The following is a 14,795-nucleotide window of genomic DNA, read 5'->3' as shown; positions in this document are numbered from 1 at the left end:
CATGCCGAAACAAGCGATCAAGTGGCTCTGCACGCTCCTAGTTATGGCCTGGCCGGTGCTGGTCTTCGTCCTGCACGGCCACCTGGGTAGCTGGCCGCTACTGTTGATCGGCGCCGCATTGCTCGCCTGGCGGATACCCCAGGCTCGCTATCTGACCATTGTGGTGGCGGCACTATTGCTGGCGCTGGGCGGCTTAGGGCATGCCGAACTTGGCATGCGCGCCTATCCCGTCGCCGTCAGCGCCATCATGCTGGTTATCTTTATATCCAGCCTGTGGCAGGGCATGCCAATCGTCGAACGCCTGGCCCGCTTGCGCGAACCCGACCTGCCCCCGGCCGGGGTGCGCTATACCCGCCGGGTCACCTGGGCATGGTGCGGTTTCTTTGTCCTCAACGGAGCCATTGCCTCCTGGACAGCGCTATACGCTGACCTGGCAACCTGGTCGCTGTACAACGGCGTCATCAGCTACCTTCTGATCGCCTTGATGTTTGCCGGTGAATGGCTGTTACGTCATCGGTTGCGGAGGAGCCTATCGTGACATTCGTCCCGCTAACCCGACTGCCCTGGCGTAGAGCGAACAAGAATCATCGCTCACTCCCTCATCACTGGGTCGATCCGATCTCGCTGCCTCGACGTATCGATGCCTGGCGTCACTGGCTGGACGACCAACCCGGCGGTCGCTGGCTACTCTGCCAACGTCATCCCGAGGACTTCTGCGCTGCCTTGATTGCGCTATGGGAAAGTGGCCGCATCGCGGTGCTGCCGGCCGACGACCGCCCCGAGACCCTGTCACGGCTCGCTGCGGAGGCAGATGGTACGCTACCCGATACCCCCGGCGATCATAGTGTCAGCCAGCATGAAGCAGCCGCTCTTGCCTACCCCGAGGCGCTTGCTCCCGCATCCACAGCGGTGGTCCTGTACACCTCCGGTTCCACCGGCGACCCCGTGCGTCTGGCCAAGCGTTTCGACCAGCTCGATGCGGAATTGGCTGCCCATGCCGATCTGTGGCCATTGACCGGCAGTTGTGTCATCTCACAGGTCAGTCACCAGCACATCTACGGCCTGCTCACCGGTGTGTTGCATCCGTTATGCGCTGGCATCCTCTTTTGTGGCGATGAGAGCCGTTACCCCGAAGTGCTGGCCGCGCGCATTCAGGAGGCCGGCGATGCAGGTCTCGCCCCAGTGGTTGTGAGCTCCCCCGCTCAGTTGTCGCGTTTGCCGGAGCATCTGCCCTGGGGCGAGTCCCCCCACCCCACTCGTGTGTTCTCTTCTGGCGCCCCCTTGGCGGCAGAGCATGCCCAGCACGCTGAACGCCTGTTGCGGACCACAGTGATCGAGATCTATGGCAGTACCGAGACCGGAGGAATCGCGCACCGTCGACAAACGCAAGACATCTCCTGGCAAGCCCTGCCCGGGGTACAGCTATCGCTCTCGAACGAACACCTGACCCTGCGTTCGCCGTTTCTTGAAGATCCCGGCAGTTGGTGGCAACAACCCGACCGGGTCGCACCGACGACCGACGGCTTCGAGCTGCTGGGGCGGGTGGATCGCGTGGTCAAGATCGCCGGCAAGCGCGTATCGCTGGATCGCGTCGAACGGACGCTTGCCGACATGCCGGAAGTTCACGAGGCGCGTTGCGTCGATCTCGACCGTGCCGACGGGCGCCTAGGTGTCGTGGTCGCCCTGCAAGACGAAGCCGTACCGCACCAGCACGACACTCGCTACGCTCTGATCCAGCGCTTGCGAGCTCGCCTGTCACCCCATCTGGAGCGAGTCGCCATTCCCCGTTACTGGCGTTTCGTCGACGCCCTGCCGAGCAATGCCCAGGGCAAGCTCGACCGCAGCCTGATCAACCGTCTGTTCGCCGACCTCGATGACACCAAGGCGCCACGCTGGCTGGGAGAACGCCACCCGGATCCCTCTTCCTGCCTCTTGACCCTGGAAGTGCCGGAACGCTTGATCTTTCTCGAAGGGCACTTCGAAGAGTATCCGCTAGTGCCAGGGGTGGTCATGGTGCAGTGGGCCATCGAACTCGCCGGCGAGAGCTTCGGTGAACTGGGCGAATTCCAGGGAGTCGAGCGCTTGAAGTTCCAGCGTGTGCTTCGCCCCGGGGTGCGTTTCACGCTACGACTGACGCGTCGCAACGACGGTATCGCCTTCGCCATCGACTCGCACGAAGGGCGACACTGTGCCGGACAGGTTCGCCTGCAAGCCCAGGGCGGAGGGAGGCATGGCTGATCCTCGTCCCTGTATCCTTATACCGGTCTACAACCACCCCACCACGATCGGTCCGGTATGCGATGAGTTGGCCGTCCTGGGGATACCGCTGCTGCTGGTGGACGATGGCTGTGATGCCGAGTGCGCGGCCGAACTCGACCGTCTAGCCGAGAACGGTCACCACTTGCTGCGCCTGGCCACCAACCAGGGCAAGGGCGCCGCGGTACGTGCCGGGCTCCAGGAAGCCCAGCGCCGGGGCTATACCCATGCCCTGCAAGTGGATGCCGACGGCCAGCATGCCAGCGAAGACCTGCCGGCCTTTCTCGCCGAGCTGGAGACGGCACCCGAGACGCTGGTGGTCGGCTATCCGCGCTATGACGTCAGCGTTCCACGAGTACGCTTCTACGGCCGTTACGCGACCCATGTCTGGGTGTGGATCAACACCCTATCGCTGGAGATCCGCGACTCCATGTGTGGCGTCAGGCTCTATCCGGTCGCCGCACTCAACCACCTGCTGGCACGCCATCCCTGCGGCGATCGCATGACTTTCGACACCGAAGTGCTGGTGCGCTGGCGCTGGGCTGGCGGCGCCATGACGCACCGCCCGGTACGCGTGCATTACCCGCGCGATGGCGTGAGCCACTTCGCGTTGTGGCGTGATAACCGACAGATCGCCGCCATGCACACCCGGCTGTTCTTCGGCATGCTGCTGCGCTTGCCTCGCCTGCTGGCTCGACGTTTGCGAAGACAGCCTGTGAAGGTGCGCCGATGAGTCATCACTGGGCGCGGATCGGTGAGCGCGGCACCGTGGTCGGCATGGCCCTGATGGTGGCGATACAACGCCACTTGGGGCGCTGGCCCTTCCGGCTGGTGTTATGGCCGGTCATGTTGTGGTACTTCCTGATGCATGCCACGGCGCGACGCGCCTCCCTGTCCTACCTGCAACGCCTCTACCCCCATCTCGGCCAGCGGCCGCTCGCCCGTTGGTGGCACAGTTATCGCCACTTCCTGGCCTTCGGCGATGCGCTGATGGACAAGGTCGCGGCCTGGAGCGGGGATATTGCCGACGAGCGCCTGACCGGCACGGGCATCGAACGTTTCAGTGCTGCCATCGACAGCGGCCGGGGCGGCCTGATCCTGGTTGCTCACCACGGCAATCTCGACGTGGTCAATGCCCTCGCCGAGCGGCACCCGGGGCTCGAACTGACGGTGATGATGCATACCCGCAATGCGCGCAAGTTCAATGCCCTGCTCGAGCGCGTCACGGGGCGGCCCCGCCCGCATGTCCTCGAAGTCAGCGAGATCACACCGGCCACCGCCCAAGCCCTGGCCGAACGCATTCACGCCGGCGGCTATGTGGTCATTGCCGCCGACCGACTTTCCCTGACAGGGGGACGAACGCAGTGCCTCGACTTTCTCGGCGGCCAGGCCAGATTCCCCGAAGGCCCATTTCGGCTAGCCACGCTGCTGCGCTGTCCACTGTATACCCTGGCCTGCGTACGCGAGAACGACAGGTTCCGGATCGACTTCGAAGCCATCGACGATACCCGGGACCTGCCACGCCGCCAGCGCGAGCCATGGATCGCCGACGCCATGCAACGCCATGCCGACCATTTGGCCGAGCGTGTTCGACGCCATCCTCTGCAGTGGTTCAATTACTACCCGTTCTGGATGAACGATACTGGATACCTTCATGACGATATTCCATGACCCGGTCGCTGGCTCCACCACCAACGAACCACTCACTCTGGATGGCTCGACCGTCACCCTCGAGGATGTGTTGGCAGTCGCCGAAGGCCGTCGTCGCGTCGTCCTATCGACGACACCCGACTTCCGTGAACGCATCGCTCGTGGCAGTGCGTTTCTCGAATGTCTGCTCGAGGAAGATGGGGTGGTCTACGGCGTCACCACCGGCTATGGCGATTCCTGCACCCGCGAAGTGCCTGCATCCGACCTGGAACAGCTGCCGCGCCAGTTGTATACCTTCCACGGTTGTGGCCTGGGCGAGGTGCTGTCGGTGGAAGCCGCGCGGGCCGTGGTCATAGTGCGCCTGGTGTCGTTGTGCCGCGGCGTCTCAGGGGTCAGCGTCGAACTCCTCGAACGCCTGGCCTGGTTGCTCGAGCATGATGTCGTACCGGTCATTCCCGAAGAAGGCTCGGTGGGCGCCAGCGGCGACCTGACGCCACTCTCGTATCTGGCCGCCGTATTGTGCGGCGAGCGCGAAGTGTTCGACCGCGGCCAGCGCCGCGCCACTTCGGAGGTTTTCGCCGAGCGCGGCCTTTCGCCATACCGTCTGAAGCCCAAGGAAGGCCTGGCACTGATGAACGGCACGGCGGTGATGACTGCACTCGGTGTCTTCGCCTTCGCCCGGACTGCCTACCTGGCTCGGCTTGCCACACGCATCACCGCGTTGTCGGTCTACGCACTGGACGGCAATCCCTATCATTTCGACGCCGATCTGTTCGCCGCCAAACCACATCCTGGACAGAACCGCGTGGCCGAGCGTCTGCGCGACGACCTGCATGCCCCCGATACACCGCGCAACTCGCCCCGCCTGCAGGACCGTTACTCGACGCGCTGCGCCCCGCACGTGATTGGTGTAGTGGAAGATGCCCTGCCCTGGTGGCGCCAGTTTCTCGAGACCGAGCTCAACAGTGCCAACGACAACCCACTGATCGACGCCGAGCACGGCAAGGTCATGCACGGCGGTCACTTCTACGGCGGCCATGTCGCTTTCGTCATGGACAGTCTCAAGCAAGCCTGCGCCAACCTCGCCGACCTGCTCGATCGCCAATTGGCGCTATTGGTCGACACCCGCTTCAACCACGGCCTACCCAGCAACCTGAGTGGCGCCACGCCGGAACGGGCCAGCCTCAACCACGGTTACAAGGCGGTACAGATCGGCGCTTCGGCGTGGACCGCCGAGGCGCTCAAACTGACCATGCCGGCCAGCGTCTTCTCACGCTCCACCGAGTGCCACAACCAGGACAAGGTCAGCATGGGCACCATCGCCGCCCGCGATGCCCTGCGCGTCCTGACACTCGTCGAACAGGTCGCCGCCGCCACCCTGCACGCCACCTGCCAGGCCGTCGAACTGCGCAGCCATCTGACCGATGCAGCCCCACTACCCGAGCGCCTGGCCGGTTTCCTCGATGCCTGCCGTTCGACGTTTCCGGCCTTGAGTGAAGACCGTGCCCTGGAACCCGAACTGCGCACACTCTGTGGCCTGATTCGCCAACGCCGCTGGAGTCTGTATGACGCCTGACGACCGCCCGCTGCCGCATTGCGAAACCGAGCTGACGATCCCCTTCCATGACATCGACATGATGCAAGTGGCTTGGCATGGCCACTATGTGCGTTATCTGGAAATCGCCCGCTGCGAATTGCTCGATGCCATCGACTACAACTATCCCCAGATGCAGGCCTCCGGGTTCGCCTGGCCGGTGATTGACCTGCGCCTGCGCTATGCTGCCCCGGCGGTATTCGCCCAACGTATCGCCATCGAAGCGCGCGTGAGCGAGTGGGAACACCGTCTCAAGATCGACTACACCATTCGAGACGCCGAGACACGCAAACGCCTGACCCGGGCTTGGAGCGTGCAGGTCGCGGTGGGGCTCGACGACCATGACATGCGACTGGTATCGCCGCTGGCACTGGTCGAACGTCTGCTCGCCTGGCAGGAGGCCAACCAATGATGCGTCATCTCCCATGGGCGATGTATGCCGCCCTTTGTCTGATCGCCAGCCCGGCGGTGGGTGCGACTCCCGATGGCGATGCTCTGGCCGAGCGCCTGGCCACCCATGCCCCGCAATGCGGCCGCTTCGAGCAGTCGCGCTGGCTGGCCGACCTCGAAATGCGGCTGGATAGTCGCGGCCACTTTCAGCAACGCGAAGATGGCCTCGTCTGGCAGACCACCGCGCCAATCCAGGATCGTGTGGTGCTGAGCCAGAACAACGATTCCCTACCGCTGGGCTTTCAGGTAATCGCACCGGTCTTTACCGGCCTTCTGTCCGGCGACTGGCAGGCATTGGAGCATCACTTCACGATCGAACTCAGCGGTGAGCTGGAAGACTGGCGAGCCAGGCTAGTGCCCAGCGAAGCAACTGTCGCCGAACGACTTACACGGCTACTCGTAAGCGGCAACCAGCAAGTGGAGCAGGTCGAACTCGAGTTCGATGACGGCGATCGGCTCGACCTCACCCTGATACCAGCCGCTTGCGAGAGCTTAGACGATGGCAATCCTTCGCCGTGAGTGATGCGCAACGCCCTACCCATTCCGAGCGCCTCGCGGCCTGGGGCTGGGGCGGGTTGCTGATGGGGTGCGCCATCCTGCTGGCCGGCTTGCTGAGCCGGGGAACGCCCCTGGATACACGCATCACCGCACTACTCCCCGAAACCCACCAGGCGGCATTCATCGAACAAGCCGAACAACGTCTGACCCAAGCCTTCGAGGATCGCTTCGTGCTGCTGGTCAGCGGTGACTCCCCAGGTAGGCTGGTTACTGACCTCAAGGCCCGCCTGAGAGATTCCGCAAGCGTTGTCGACTTCGACGACGACACGTTCCAACGTCCCGACATCGCTCTGGCACCGTATCGCTATCGTCTGCTGGCCGAGCCGCTGGCCAGCGCCGATAGAGAAGCCTGGATACAGCATGGCCTAACGCGACTATTCACCCCCGGCAGCGATGCCGATCCCCGGCGCGATCCTTTCGGCCTGCTCGATGCCTGGCTGGAACAGCGTTTCGACAGTCCCGTCCGATTGGTCGATGGCCTGCCTGCCATCAGCGATGGAGAGAAGCACTGGTTCATCGTCAGTGGCCAACTGTCCGCCAGCCCCTACGACATGACCCTGCAACAGCGCCTCACCGCTGCGTTGTCGAGTTTCCATGATGCTCATCCCCAGACCGAACTGTTGCGCAGCGGCCTGGTGTTCCATGCCGCTGCCGGGGCGGATCAAGCCAAACGGGAAATTTCCACCATTGGCCTGGGATCGCTGCTGGGTATCGGCTTGCTGCTATGGGGGACGTTTCGACGCGGTTCGATTCTGGCCAGCCTATTGCTGCCGGTCGCTTGTGGTGTGCTGTTTGCGCTGCCACTCACCTGGTCGCTGTTCGGCACGCTCAACCTGCTCACGCTGGCGTTCGGCGCCAGTCTGATCGGTGTCGCGGTCGACTACGCCCTGCATCTGCAATGCGCTCGCCTACTGGCTCCCGAGCGAGCGCTGGAACGAGTCTGGCCCGGGTTGCTACTGGGACTGGTATCCAGTCTTGTGGCCTACCTCGCCCAACTCGCCACGCCACTGCCGGGGCTGCGTCAGATGGCCACTTTCGCCGCGCTGGGATTGGTTGGCGCGTGGCTGACCGTGCGCCTGTGGCTACCGTGGTTCTCCCCACGCCCTCACTCCGCAACGACACGCATCGCTACCCGATTGGATCGGCTGCGCCTGCCGCCCCGAGCGCCATACCGCTGGAGCCTGCTGGCCTTGCTCGGGATATTCGCGGGAGTGCTGATCGTCACGCGTCTGACAGCCAACGACGACTTACGTCAGCTCAACCCCTCATCCACCGCACTGATCGTCGAGCAGCAACGTGTACAGTCCTTGCTGGAACGCCCCTCCGGCAGCCGCTACCTGGTCGTCACCGCCGAGCATGAAGCCAAGCTTCTGGAACGACTGGAAGCCCTGGAAGCTCCCTTGGCGAAACTGCAGGCGCAAGGGCACCTGACACACTACCGACATCTCGCCCAGGCGGTGCCCTCCCCAGCCACCCAGCAAACCAATCTCGAACGAGTGCGTCAGGTCTATGCCAGTGCCCTGCCCGAATGGATCGACAGGGCCGGACTCCCCCCGACACTACTGGAGGCTGCTCGAGAGCCACTACGTTCGGTGCCGCTGCTGACCCTCGAAGCATGGCTAAAGATGTCAGCAGGACGTGCCGATAGCATGCTATGGCTTGGCGAGGTGTCCGCATCCGACGCCGCGAATCCCGAACTGGCGACCCTGGTCGCCCTGGGCGACGCCGATGAGATTGCCCAGCAAGCGCTCACCCGGCTCGCCGCACCGTCGTATGTCCACTACCAGGACCGGGTGGCGATGTTATCCGACCATCTGGCACGGCTGCGCGACCAGATCGCCATGTGGTTGGCAGTCGCCGCGGTGGGGTTGGCGATACTGTTCGGCTTGCGCTATCGCCTTCAGGCCTGGCGCGTGCTGCTGCCGCCGATGGGAGCGGTGGTCGCGACACTGGCGCTATTCAGTGCCCTGAACATCGGCCTGACACTGTTTCATCTGCTGGGACTGCTGCTGGTGCTGGGCATCGGGCTCGATGCCGGCATCTTCAGTACCGAGCATCCCGATAGCCCGGCAGCCTGGCTGGCGGTCAGCCTGTCCTGCGCGTCGAGCCTGCTGGCTTTCGGCTTGCTGTCCTTCAGCACCACGCCGGCTTTGCACTATCTGGGCCTGACCTGCCTTATTGGCCTCGCCGCGACCTGGGCCCTGGTGCCCTTCGCCAGGGCGGATACCAGTCGGCTCATTTCCAAACACGAACACAGCCGTGATGGCCAACAGGAGACATGATCGCATGGAATCGAATGACACTACCGATGTCGCCATCATCGGTGCAGGCCCTGCCGGGGCTGCTGCGGCCGCCTGGCTTGCCCGGCGCGGCCTGCATGTCCGGGTCATCGAACGCAGCCGCTTTCCGCGCTTTTCCATCGGGGAAAGCCTACTACCGCAATGCATGGAGCATCTCGAGGCCTGCGGACTACTCGATGCCGCACGGGCCGGCGACTTTCAACCCAAGAACGGCGCTGCCTTCACCTGGCGCGGCCAGGACACCGCCATCGATTTCCGTGACAAGTTCAGCCCCGGCCCCGGCACCACCTGGCAGGTCGAGCGCGCCAATTTCGACCAACGCCTGATCGAAGGGGCACGCCAGGCCGGTGCCGAGGTCGAATTCGAGACCCGCGTCGAGGCCTTCGTCGCCGATACCGACCGGCCTAGCCTCACACTGGTCGACACGGCCGGCGAGCGACGCTCGCTCAGGGCTCGCTTCGTACTGGATGCCAGTGGTTACGGACGTGTCCTGGCGCGGCTCACCGACCTCGCCCGGCCCTCGACCCTGGAATCGCGCTGTGCGCTGTTCACCCATGTCGAGGATCGCATCGTCTGCCCGCGTCATGACCGTGAGAAGATTCTGATCGGCCTGCACCCCGCTCATCCGAGCGTCTGGTACTGGCTGATTCCCTTCCGACATGGACGCGCCTCGCTCGGCGTGGTCGGCGACCGGGCAACGCTCGAAGCTGCCGGAGTCGACAACAGCGAGCGCCTGTGGCACTTCCTTCATTCCGAGCCCCGGTTCTCCGAGCTGCTGGCCAATGCCGAGGCCATTCGCGACATCGGCCGTTTGGAAGGCTATTCCGCCGATGTCACGCAATTGCATGGCCCTGGCTTCGCCCTTTTGGGCAATGCCGGCGAATTCCTCGACCCGGTCTTTTCCTCGGGAGTGACCATCGCATTGGACTCGGCACTGCGCGCCGCTCCCTTGGTCGAGCGTCAACTCGCCGGCGAAAAGGTCGATTGGGATAGCCAGTTCGAACAGCCGCTGCGACGTGGCGTGGCCACCTTCCGCGAATTCGTGGAAGCCTGGTACGACGGACGTCTGCCACGCATCATTTTCAACGAGCAACAGACGCCGCGTATCCGCTCGATGATCAGCTCGGTGCTTGCCGGCTATGCCTGGGACGAAAACAACCCCTTCGTTGCCGCCAGCCGTCGTCGGCTGAGCAGCCTAGCCGTGGCCTGCACCGACACCTCCTTCTCTGCCATCGGCGAGGTCTGATTGCCGTGAAGTCTCATCCTTTTCTGCGCCATGCATGGTTGGCCGCCGCTCTGGCATTGCTGGTCGGCTGTGCCGGACAGCCACTCAATCCACCACCGCCCAAGTTCTCGGCACTGCCCGAAACGGACACGCGGATGCAACGCCTGACATTCCACCATCAGGACCAGCGCCACGAACTGATCGGCGTCTTGCGTCACGACGAACGATCGCTGCGCCTGGCCCTGCTAAGCCCACAAGGCCAACGCTTGCTGACCCTGGTACATGACGACCATGGCGCCCGCTTCCTTGCCAACACAGCGTTCGATCCACCGTTTTCGGCTGAGTGGCTTGCCAGCCGCATGGCCTGGAGCCTGTGGCCGTCACCGGCGTTGGTACAAGCCTTCGCTGCCAGCGACTGGTCATTGGTGGAAGATCGCGAGGACCGTACTATCCGCTACCGGAACCGAGCCATCGCTCGCATCACCGGCAGCGCCAAATGCCGTATCATCGACGATTTCGAGGGTGATTATCGCTTGTATATCGCACCACTTGACGACGACACCGACCGGATAGCAGCTACATGCCCAGCCGATTGACCCCTTTGCAGGCACAGCCCTGCCGTCTCTTGCCTCCGGCACTGGTCTGCCCCCTGGGCGACGACCTGGGGACAATCTCCGAGGCCCTGTTCAGCGGCCGTCGCGGCCTGGTGTACGACGACGCCTTTACTCCTGGCCGCCCACTGCCACTGGGACGGATAACGTCCTCCTTGCCCGATGCCAGCAGCTTGCCACCGGCGCACCGCTCCCGAAACAACCAGTTGCTGGCCGCGGCACTGGAACGGCTTAAGCCAACAATCGACTCCTTTCGCCAGCGCAACCCCCAGGCACGCATCGGGGTAGTCCTCGGCACCAGCACCTCAGGCATTGGTGAGACCGAAATCGCCTTGGCCATCCGCCAACGGGAAGGCGACTGGCCAGCGGACTTCCGTTATCAGCGCCATGAAATCGGTTCCCCCGCGTGTTTCGTCGCCGAGCGGCTCGGCCTCGAGGGGCCGACCTATACACTGTCCACCGCTTGCACGTCGAGCGCACGAGCCCTGGCCAGTGCCAAGCGTTTGCTGGCAAGCGGTGCCTGCGATGCGGTGATCGCCGGTGGCGCCGACAGTCTCTGCGGCCTGACCGTCAATGGTTTCGCCTCACTCGAGGCACTCAGCGACAGCCCCTGCCAGCCATTCTCGGCCAACCGCGATGGAATCAACCTGGGCGAAGCCGCGGCACTGTTCCTGGTCACCGCCGAATCCGGCGGTATCCAGCTCAGCGGCTATGGCGAGACCAGCGATGCCCATCATATCTCCGCTCCCCGCCCCGACGGCCAGGGCGCCATCGCGGCCATTCAGGCAGCACTGGATATGGCCCGAGTACCAGCCACAACCATCGATTATCTCAACCTGCACGGTACCGCGACCCGTCAGAATGACAGCATGGAAGCCCTGGCCGTCGCCCATGTCTTCGGCGACTCACTGCCGTGCAGCTCGACCAAGCCCTTGACCGGCCATACGTTGGGCGCCTGCGGGGCGTTGGAAGCGGCCTTCTGCTGGCTGACCCTCGACGCCGGTCGATTACCGCCACAGGTTCACGATGGCCAGCTCGATCCAGAACTGCCGCCGCTGGCCTACGCCACGGCTGCGAAACGCGACTGTAGCCGCGCGCTCAGCAACGCCTTCGCTTTCGGTGGCAACAATATCGCCTTGCTGTTGGAGCGTTTTCATGACTGATTCCCCGACACCCAAAAGGCTCGATCTGCCCTGCGACATTGCCCCCTACGTGCCGCACCACCATGGCATGTGCCTGCTCGATACCCTGCTCGAGGTGGGAGATGAACATCTACATGCCGAAGTGACTCCCCGCCGCGACGACCTGTTCGCCGGCACCAATGGCATACCCGGCTGGGTGGGACTCGAATGGCTCGCCCAGGCCGTTGCTGCCTGGGCTGGCGTGCAGGCCGTGAACCAGGGAGATACACCGAAAATCGGCTTTCTGCTTGGCACCCGACGCTATCGATGCCAGACGCCACTGTTCGCGTTCGACCAGCCGATACGCATCGAGGTCGAACTCGATTTCCGCGCCGATAACGGCCTGGGGGCCTTTCGCGGGCAATTGCTGGACAACGACGGCCAACAACTCGCCACCGCCACGCTCAACGTCTTTCAGCCCGAGTCGCGACAGGCGCTGGAGGCCATTCAACAAGGGAGCAACCCATGACCGATACCATTCTGGTCACCGGTTCGAGCCGCGGCATCGGTCGTGCCATTGCCTTGCGTCTGGCGCGGGATGGCTTCGATATCGTGCTGCATTGCCGTCATCGCAAGGAGGCCGCGGAAACGGTCGCCGACGACATTCGCGCCTTGGGGCGCAGCGCCCGTGTGCTGTGCTTCGATGTCGCCGACCGCGAAGCGGCGCGGCATGCCATCGAAACCGATATCGAGATTCATGGCGCCTATTACGCACTGGTCTGCAACGCCGGCATCACCGCCGATGGCGCCTTTCCCGCCCTCTCCGACGAGGACTGGGATAGCGTCATCCACACCAATCTCGATGGTTTCTACAACGTGGTCAAACCCTTGGTCATGCCGATGATTCGCCGCCGTGCACCAGGCCGTATCGTGGTGATGTCCTCGGTTTCGGGGTTGATGGGCAATCGCGGCCAGGTCAATTACAGCGCCGCCAAGGCCGGCCTGATCGGTGCGGTGAAAGCGCTGGCGGTAGAGCTGGCCAAGCGCCGAATCACGGTCAACTGCGTGGCTCCGGGACTGATCGAGACCGACATGACCGACGAGTTGGTCACCGAGGAAGCGCTCAAGTTGATTCCCATGCGCCGCACCGGCACCAGCGAGGAAGTCGCCGCCACGGTAGGCTTCCTGTGCTCACACGATGCCGGCTACATCACTCGGCAGGTGTTCGCCGTGAATGGAGGAATGTGCTGATGCCAGGCGACATGCTACGCAAGGATGGACTCGGCCGCCGTGTGGTGGTTACGGGCATGGCCGGCTTTTCGCCGATCGGCAATGATTGGCCGAGCATACGCAAGCGCCTCACCCAATTGAAGAGCGGCATCCAACGCATTGACGACTGGGACGTCTACGAGGGGCTCAATACTCGCCTTGGCGCTCCGGTCACTGATTTCAACCTTCCCAGCCACTACAACCGGCGAACGCTACGCAGCATGGGCCGGGGTGCACAGATGGCCACTCGTGCCAGCGAGTTGGCACTGGAGGATGCAGGTCTGCTCGACTCCCCGTTGGTGGGTAGCGGCCAGATGGGTATCGCTTACGGCGCATCGGCGGGAGAGCCCGATGCAGTGGCCGATTTCGGCAACATGCTGATCAACAAGTCGACCGATGGGCTCAATGCCAATTCCTATATCCGCATGATGGCCCACACCGCTCCGGTCAACATCGGCGTCTTCCTCGGCGTGCGTGGACGCATCCATACTACCTCGAGCGCCTGCACGTCAGGCAGTCAAGGCATTGGCTACGCTTTCGAAGCGATTCGCTTCGGCCGTCAGACAGCGATGATTGCCGGCGGATGCGAAGAGCTATCGGCCTCCGAGGCCGCGGTCTTCGATACGCTGTTCGCTACCAGCACGCGCAACGATGCTCCCCATACCTCACCGCGCCCCTTTGATGCCAAGCGCGATGGGCTGGTAATCGGTGAAGGTGCCGGCACCCTGATTCTCGAAGAGCTCGAACACGCCAAGGCGCGCGGTGCCAATATCTACGCCGAATTGGTTGGCTTCGGCACCAACAGCGATGGCCGCCATGTCACCCAGCCCGACGCCACTATGATGGAACAGGCCATTCGCCAGGCACTCGACGACGCCGGGCTACGACCGCAACAGATCGGCTACGTCAGCGCACACGGTACCGCCACCGATCGTGGCGATATCGCCGAAAGTCACGCCACGCATGCCGTATTCGGCTCGAGGCTGCCGATCAGCGCCTTCAAGAGTTTTACCGGCCATACGCTAGGAGCCTGTGGCGCACTGGAAGCCTGGGTTGCCATCGAGATGATGCGCGAAGGGTGGTTTCATGCCACTGCCAACCTCGAGCGGCCCGATGACGCTTGCGCGGATCTCGACTACCTATGTGGCGAAGCGAGGCGCATCGACTGCGAATACGTGATGAGCAATAACTTTGCCTTCGGCGGCATCAACACTTCGCTGATTTTCCGCCGCTGGCCATGATGACGCCATCAGGCGTCTTTCACGGGGCTGACAACCAGCTCCATAACCTGACCATGAAGAAGGGAACACCAGATGACCAAGGGACTTCTTGCACTCGGCATCCTTTTCGGCAGCCTGTTAGTGGCCACGACGAGCCAAGCCCGGGATACCCAACACATGCTTTCCATCGAGGAGGCCATGAACACGCCCGCGGCCCAGGAACGACTCGATCCGAGCATCCGCTTCTTCTTTGCCGACAGCCCGCATGGCGAAGTCGTTGCGCGACACGGCAATTACATTACCAACAAGAAGACCAACGCCTTCAACAAAACCGATGAGGAAGCCTGTCGGTGGGTAATGCTCTCGGCACTGCTTGGCTTGCAGGAACGTGTCAAGTCCGAAGGTGGCAATGCCGTCATCAACATCGAAAGCTTCTACAAACGCCATCCCATGGTGTCACGCACCGAATACGAATGTCATGCCGGGGCCTTGATGGCCGGTGTGGCTCTGCGTGGCGATGTCGTCACCCTGCGCTGAACGG

15 protein-coding genes are annotated in these 14,795 nt (G+C 63.3%); all 15 read left to right on the top strand.

Annotated features, from left to right (window positions below; genetic code table 11):
* Nucleotide 1: 1 nt before the first annotated feature.
* The 15 genes from IE093_RS06350 (at nucleotide 2) to IE093_RS06280 (ending at nucleotide 14,791) form a co-directional block, all read left to right on the top strand.
* Nucleotides 2-538 carry a COG4648 family protein gene (locus tag IE093_RS06350; protein ID WP_189467312.1) on the top strand — a complete coding sequence of 179 codons (537 nt, stop codon included), beginning with the start codon at nucleotides 2-4 and terminating at the stop codon, nucleotides 536-538.
* Nucleotides 535-2,238, top strand: a complete 1,704-nt coding sequence (locus IE093_RS06345) for an ApeI family dehydratase (protein WP_189467310.1) — start codon at nucleotides 535-537, stop codon at nucleotides 2,236-2,238. Before IE093_RS06350 ends, IE093_RS06345 begins: the two co-directional genes overlap by 4 nt.
* The gene (locus IE093_RS06340) at nucleotides 2,231-2,989 is read left to right on the top strand and encodes a glycosyltransferase family 2 protein (RefSeq protein WP_189467308.1); all 759 of its coding nucleotides are present in this window, start codon (nucleotides 2,231-2,233) and stop codon (nucleotides 2,987-2,989) included. Before IE093_RS06345 ends, IE093_RS06340 begins: the two co-directional genes overlap by 8 nt.
* Nucleotides 2,986-3,927: an LpxL/LpxP family acyltransferase gene (locus tag IE093_RS06335; RefSeq protein ID WP_189467306.1), complete on the top strand. Its 942-nt coding sequence runs from the start codon at nucleotides 2,986-2,988 to the stop codon at nucleotides 3,925-3,927. The genes IE093_RS06340 and IE093_RS06335 overlap by 4 nt, the downstream gene beginning before the upstream one ends.
* Nucleotides 3,911-5,482: an HAL/PAL/TAL family ammonia-lyase gene (locus IE093_RS06330; RefSeq protein ID WP_189467304.1), complete on the top strand. Its 1,572-nt coding sequence runs from the start codon at nucleotides 3,911-3,913 to the stop codon at nucleotides 5,480-5,482. Before IE093_RS06335 ends, IE093_RS06330 begins: the two co-directional genes overlap by 17 nt.
* Entirely contained in the window at nucleotides 5,472-5,912 is a 441-nt protein-coding gene (locus IE093_RS06325; RefSeq protein WP_189467302.1) for an acyl-CoA thioesterase, read from the top strand. Before IE093_RS06330 ends, IE093_RS06325 begins: the two co-directional genes overlap by 11 nt.
* Entirely contained in the window at nucleotides 5,909-6,469 is a 561-nt protein-coding gene (locus IE093_RS06320; RefSeq protein ID WP_189467300.1) for a LolA family protein, read from the top strand. The genes IE093_RS06325 and IE093_RS06320 overlap by 4 nt, the downstream gene beginning before the upstream one ends.
* A complete protein-coding gene (locus IE093_RS06315; protein WP_189467298.1) occupies nucleotides 6,466-8,790 on the top strand; it encodes an MMPL family transporter in 2,325 nt (774 codons plus the stop codon). The genes IE093_RS06320 and IE093_RS06315 overlap by 4 nt, the downstream gene beginning before the upstream one ends.
* 4 nt (nucleotides 8,791-8,794) lie before the next feature.
* Nucleotides 8,795-10,054: an NAD(P)/FAD-dependent oxidoreductase gene (locus IE093_RS06310; RefSeq protein ID WP_189467297.1), complete on the top strand. Its 1,260-nt coding sequence runs from the start codon at nucleotides 8,795-8,797 to the stop codon at nucleotides 10,052-10,054.
* A gap of 5 nt (nucleotides 10,055-10,059) precedes the next feature.
* A complete protein-coding gene (locus IE093_RS06305; RefSeq protein ID WP_229803306.1) occupies nucleotides 10,060-10,629 on the top strand; it encodes a DUF3261 domain-containing protein in 570 nt (189 codons plus the stop codon).
* Entirely contained in the window at nucleotides 10,614-11,807 is a 1,194-nt protein-coding gene (locus tag IE093_RS06300; protein WP_189467296.1) for a beta-ketoacyl-ACP synthase, read from the top strand. The genes IE093_RS06305 and IE093_RS06300 overlap by 16 nt, the downstream gene beginning before the upstream one ends.
* Entirely contained in the window at nucleotides 11,800-12,294 is a 495-nt protein-coding gene (locus IE093_RS06295; RefSeq protein ID WP_189467294.1) for a hotdog family protein, read from the top strand. Before IE093_RS06300 ends, IE093_RS06295 begins: the two co-directional genes overlap by 8 nt.
* Entirely contained in the window at nucleotides 12,291-13,016 is a 726-nt protein-coding gene (gene fabG / locus IE093_RS06290) for a 3-oxoacyl-ACP reductase FabG (protein WP_189467293.1), read from the top strand. The genes IE093_RS06295 and fabG overlap by 4 nt, the downstream gene beginning before the upstream one ends.
* Nucleotides 13,016-14,275, top strand: a complete 1,260-nt coding sequence (locus tag IE093_RS06285; RefSeq protein ID WP_229803304.1) for a beta-ketoacyl-ACP synthase — start codon at nucleotides 13,016-13,018, stop codon at nucleotides 14,273-14,275. The genes fabG and IE093_RS06285 overlap by 1 nt, the downstream gene beginning before the upstream one ends.
* A 72-nt stretch (nucleotides 14,276-14,347) precedes the next feature.
* Nucleotides 14,348-14,791 (top strand): excinuclease ATPase subunit, encoded by a 444-nt coding sequence (locus IE093_RS06280; protein ID WP_189467291.1) that lies wholly within the window; start codon nucleotides 14,348-14,350, stop codon nucleotides 14,789-14,791.
* The last annotated feature ends 4 nt before the right edge of the window (nucleotides 14,792-14,795 follow it).

Origin of the sequence: Litchfieldella qijiaojingensis (genome assembly GCF_014651875.1) — a bacterium.
In the GTDB taxonomy this organism is placed as follows: domain Bacteria; phylum Pseudomonadota; class Gammaproteobacteria; order Pseudomonadales; family Halomonadaceae; genus Litchfieldella; species Litchfieldella qijiaojingensis.
This window is presented reverse-complemented; position numbering and strand designations above follow the sequence as displayed.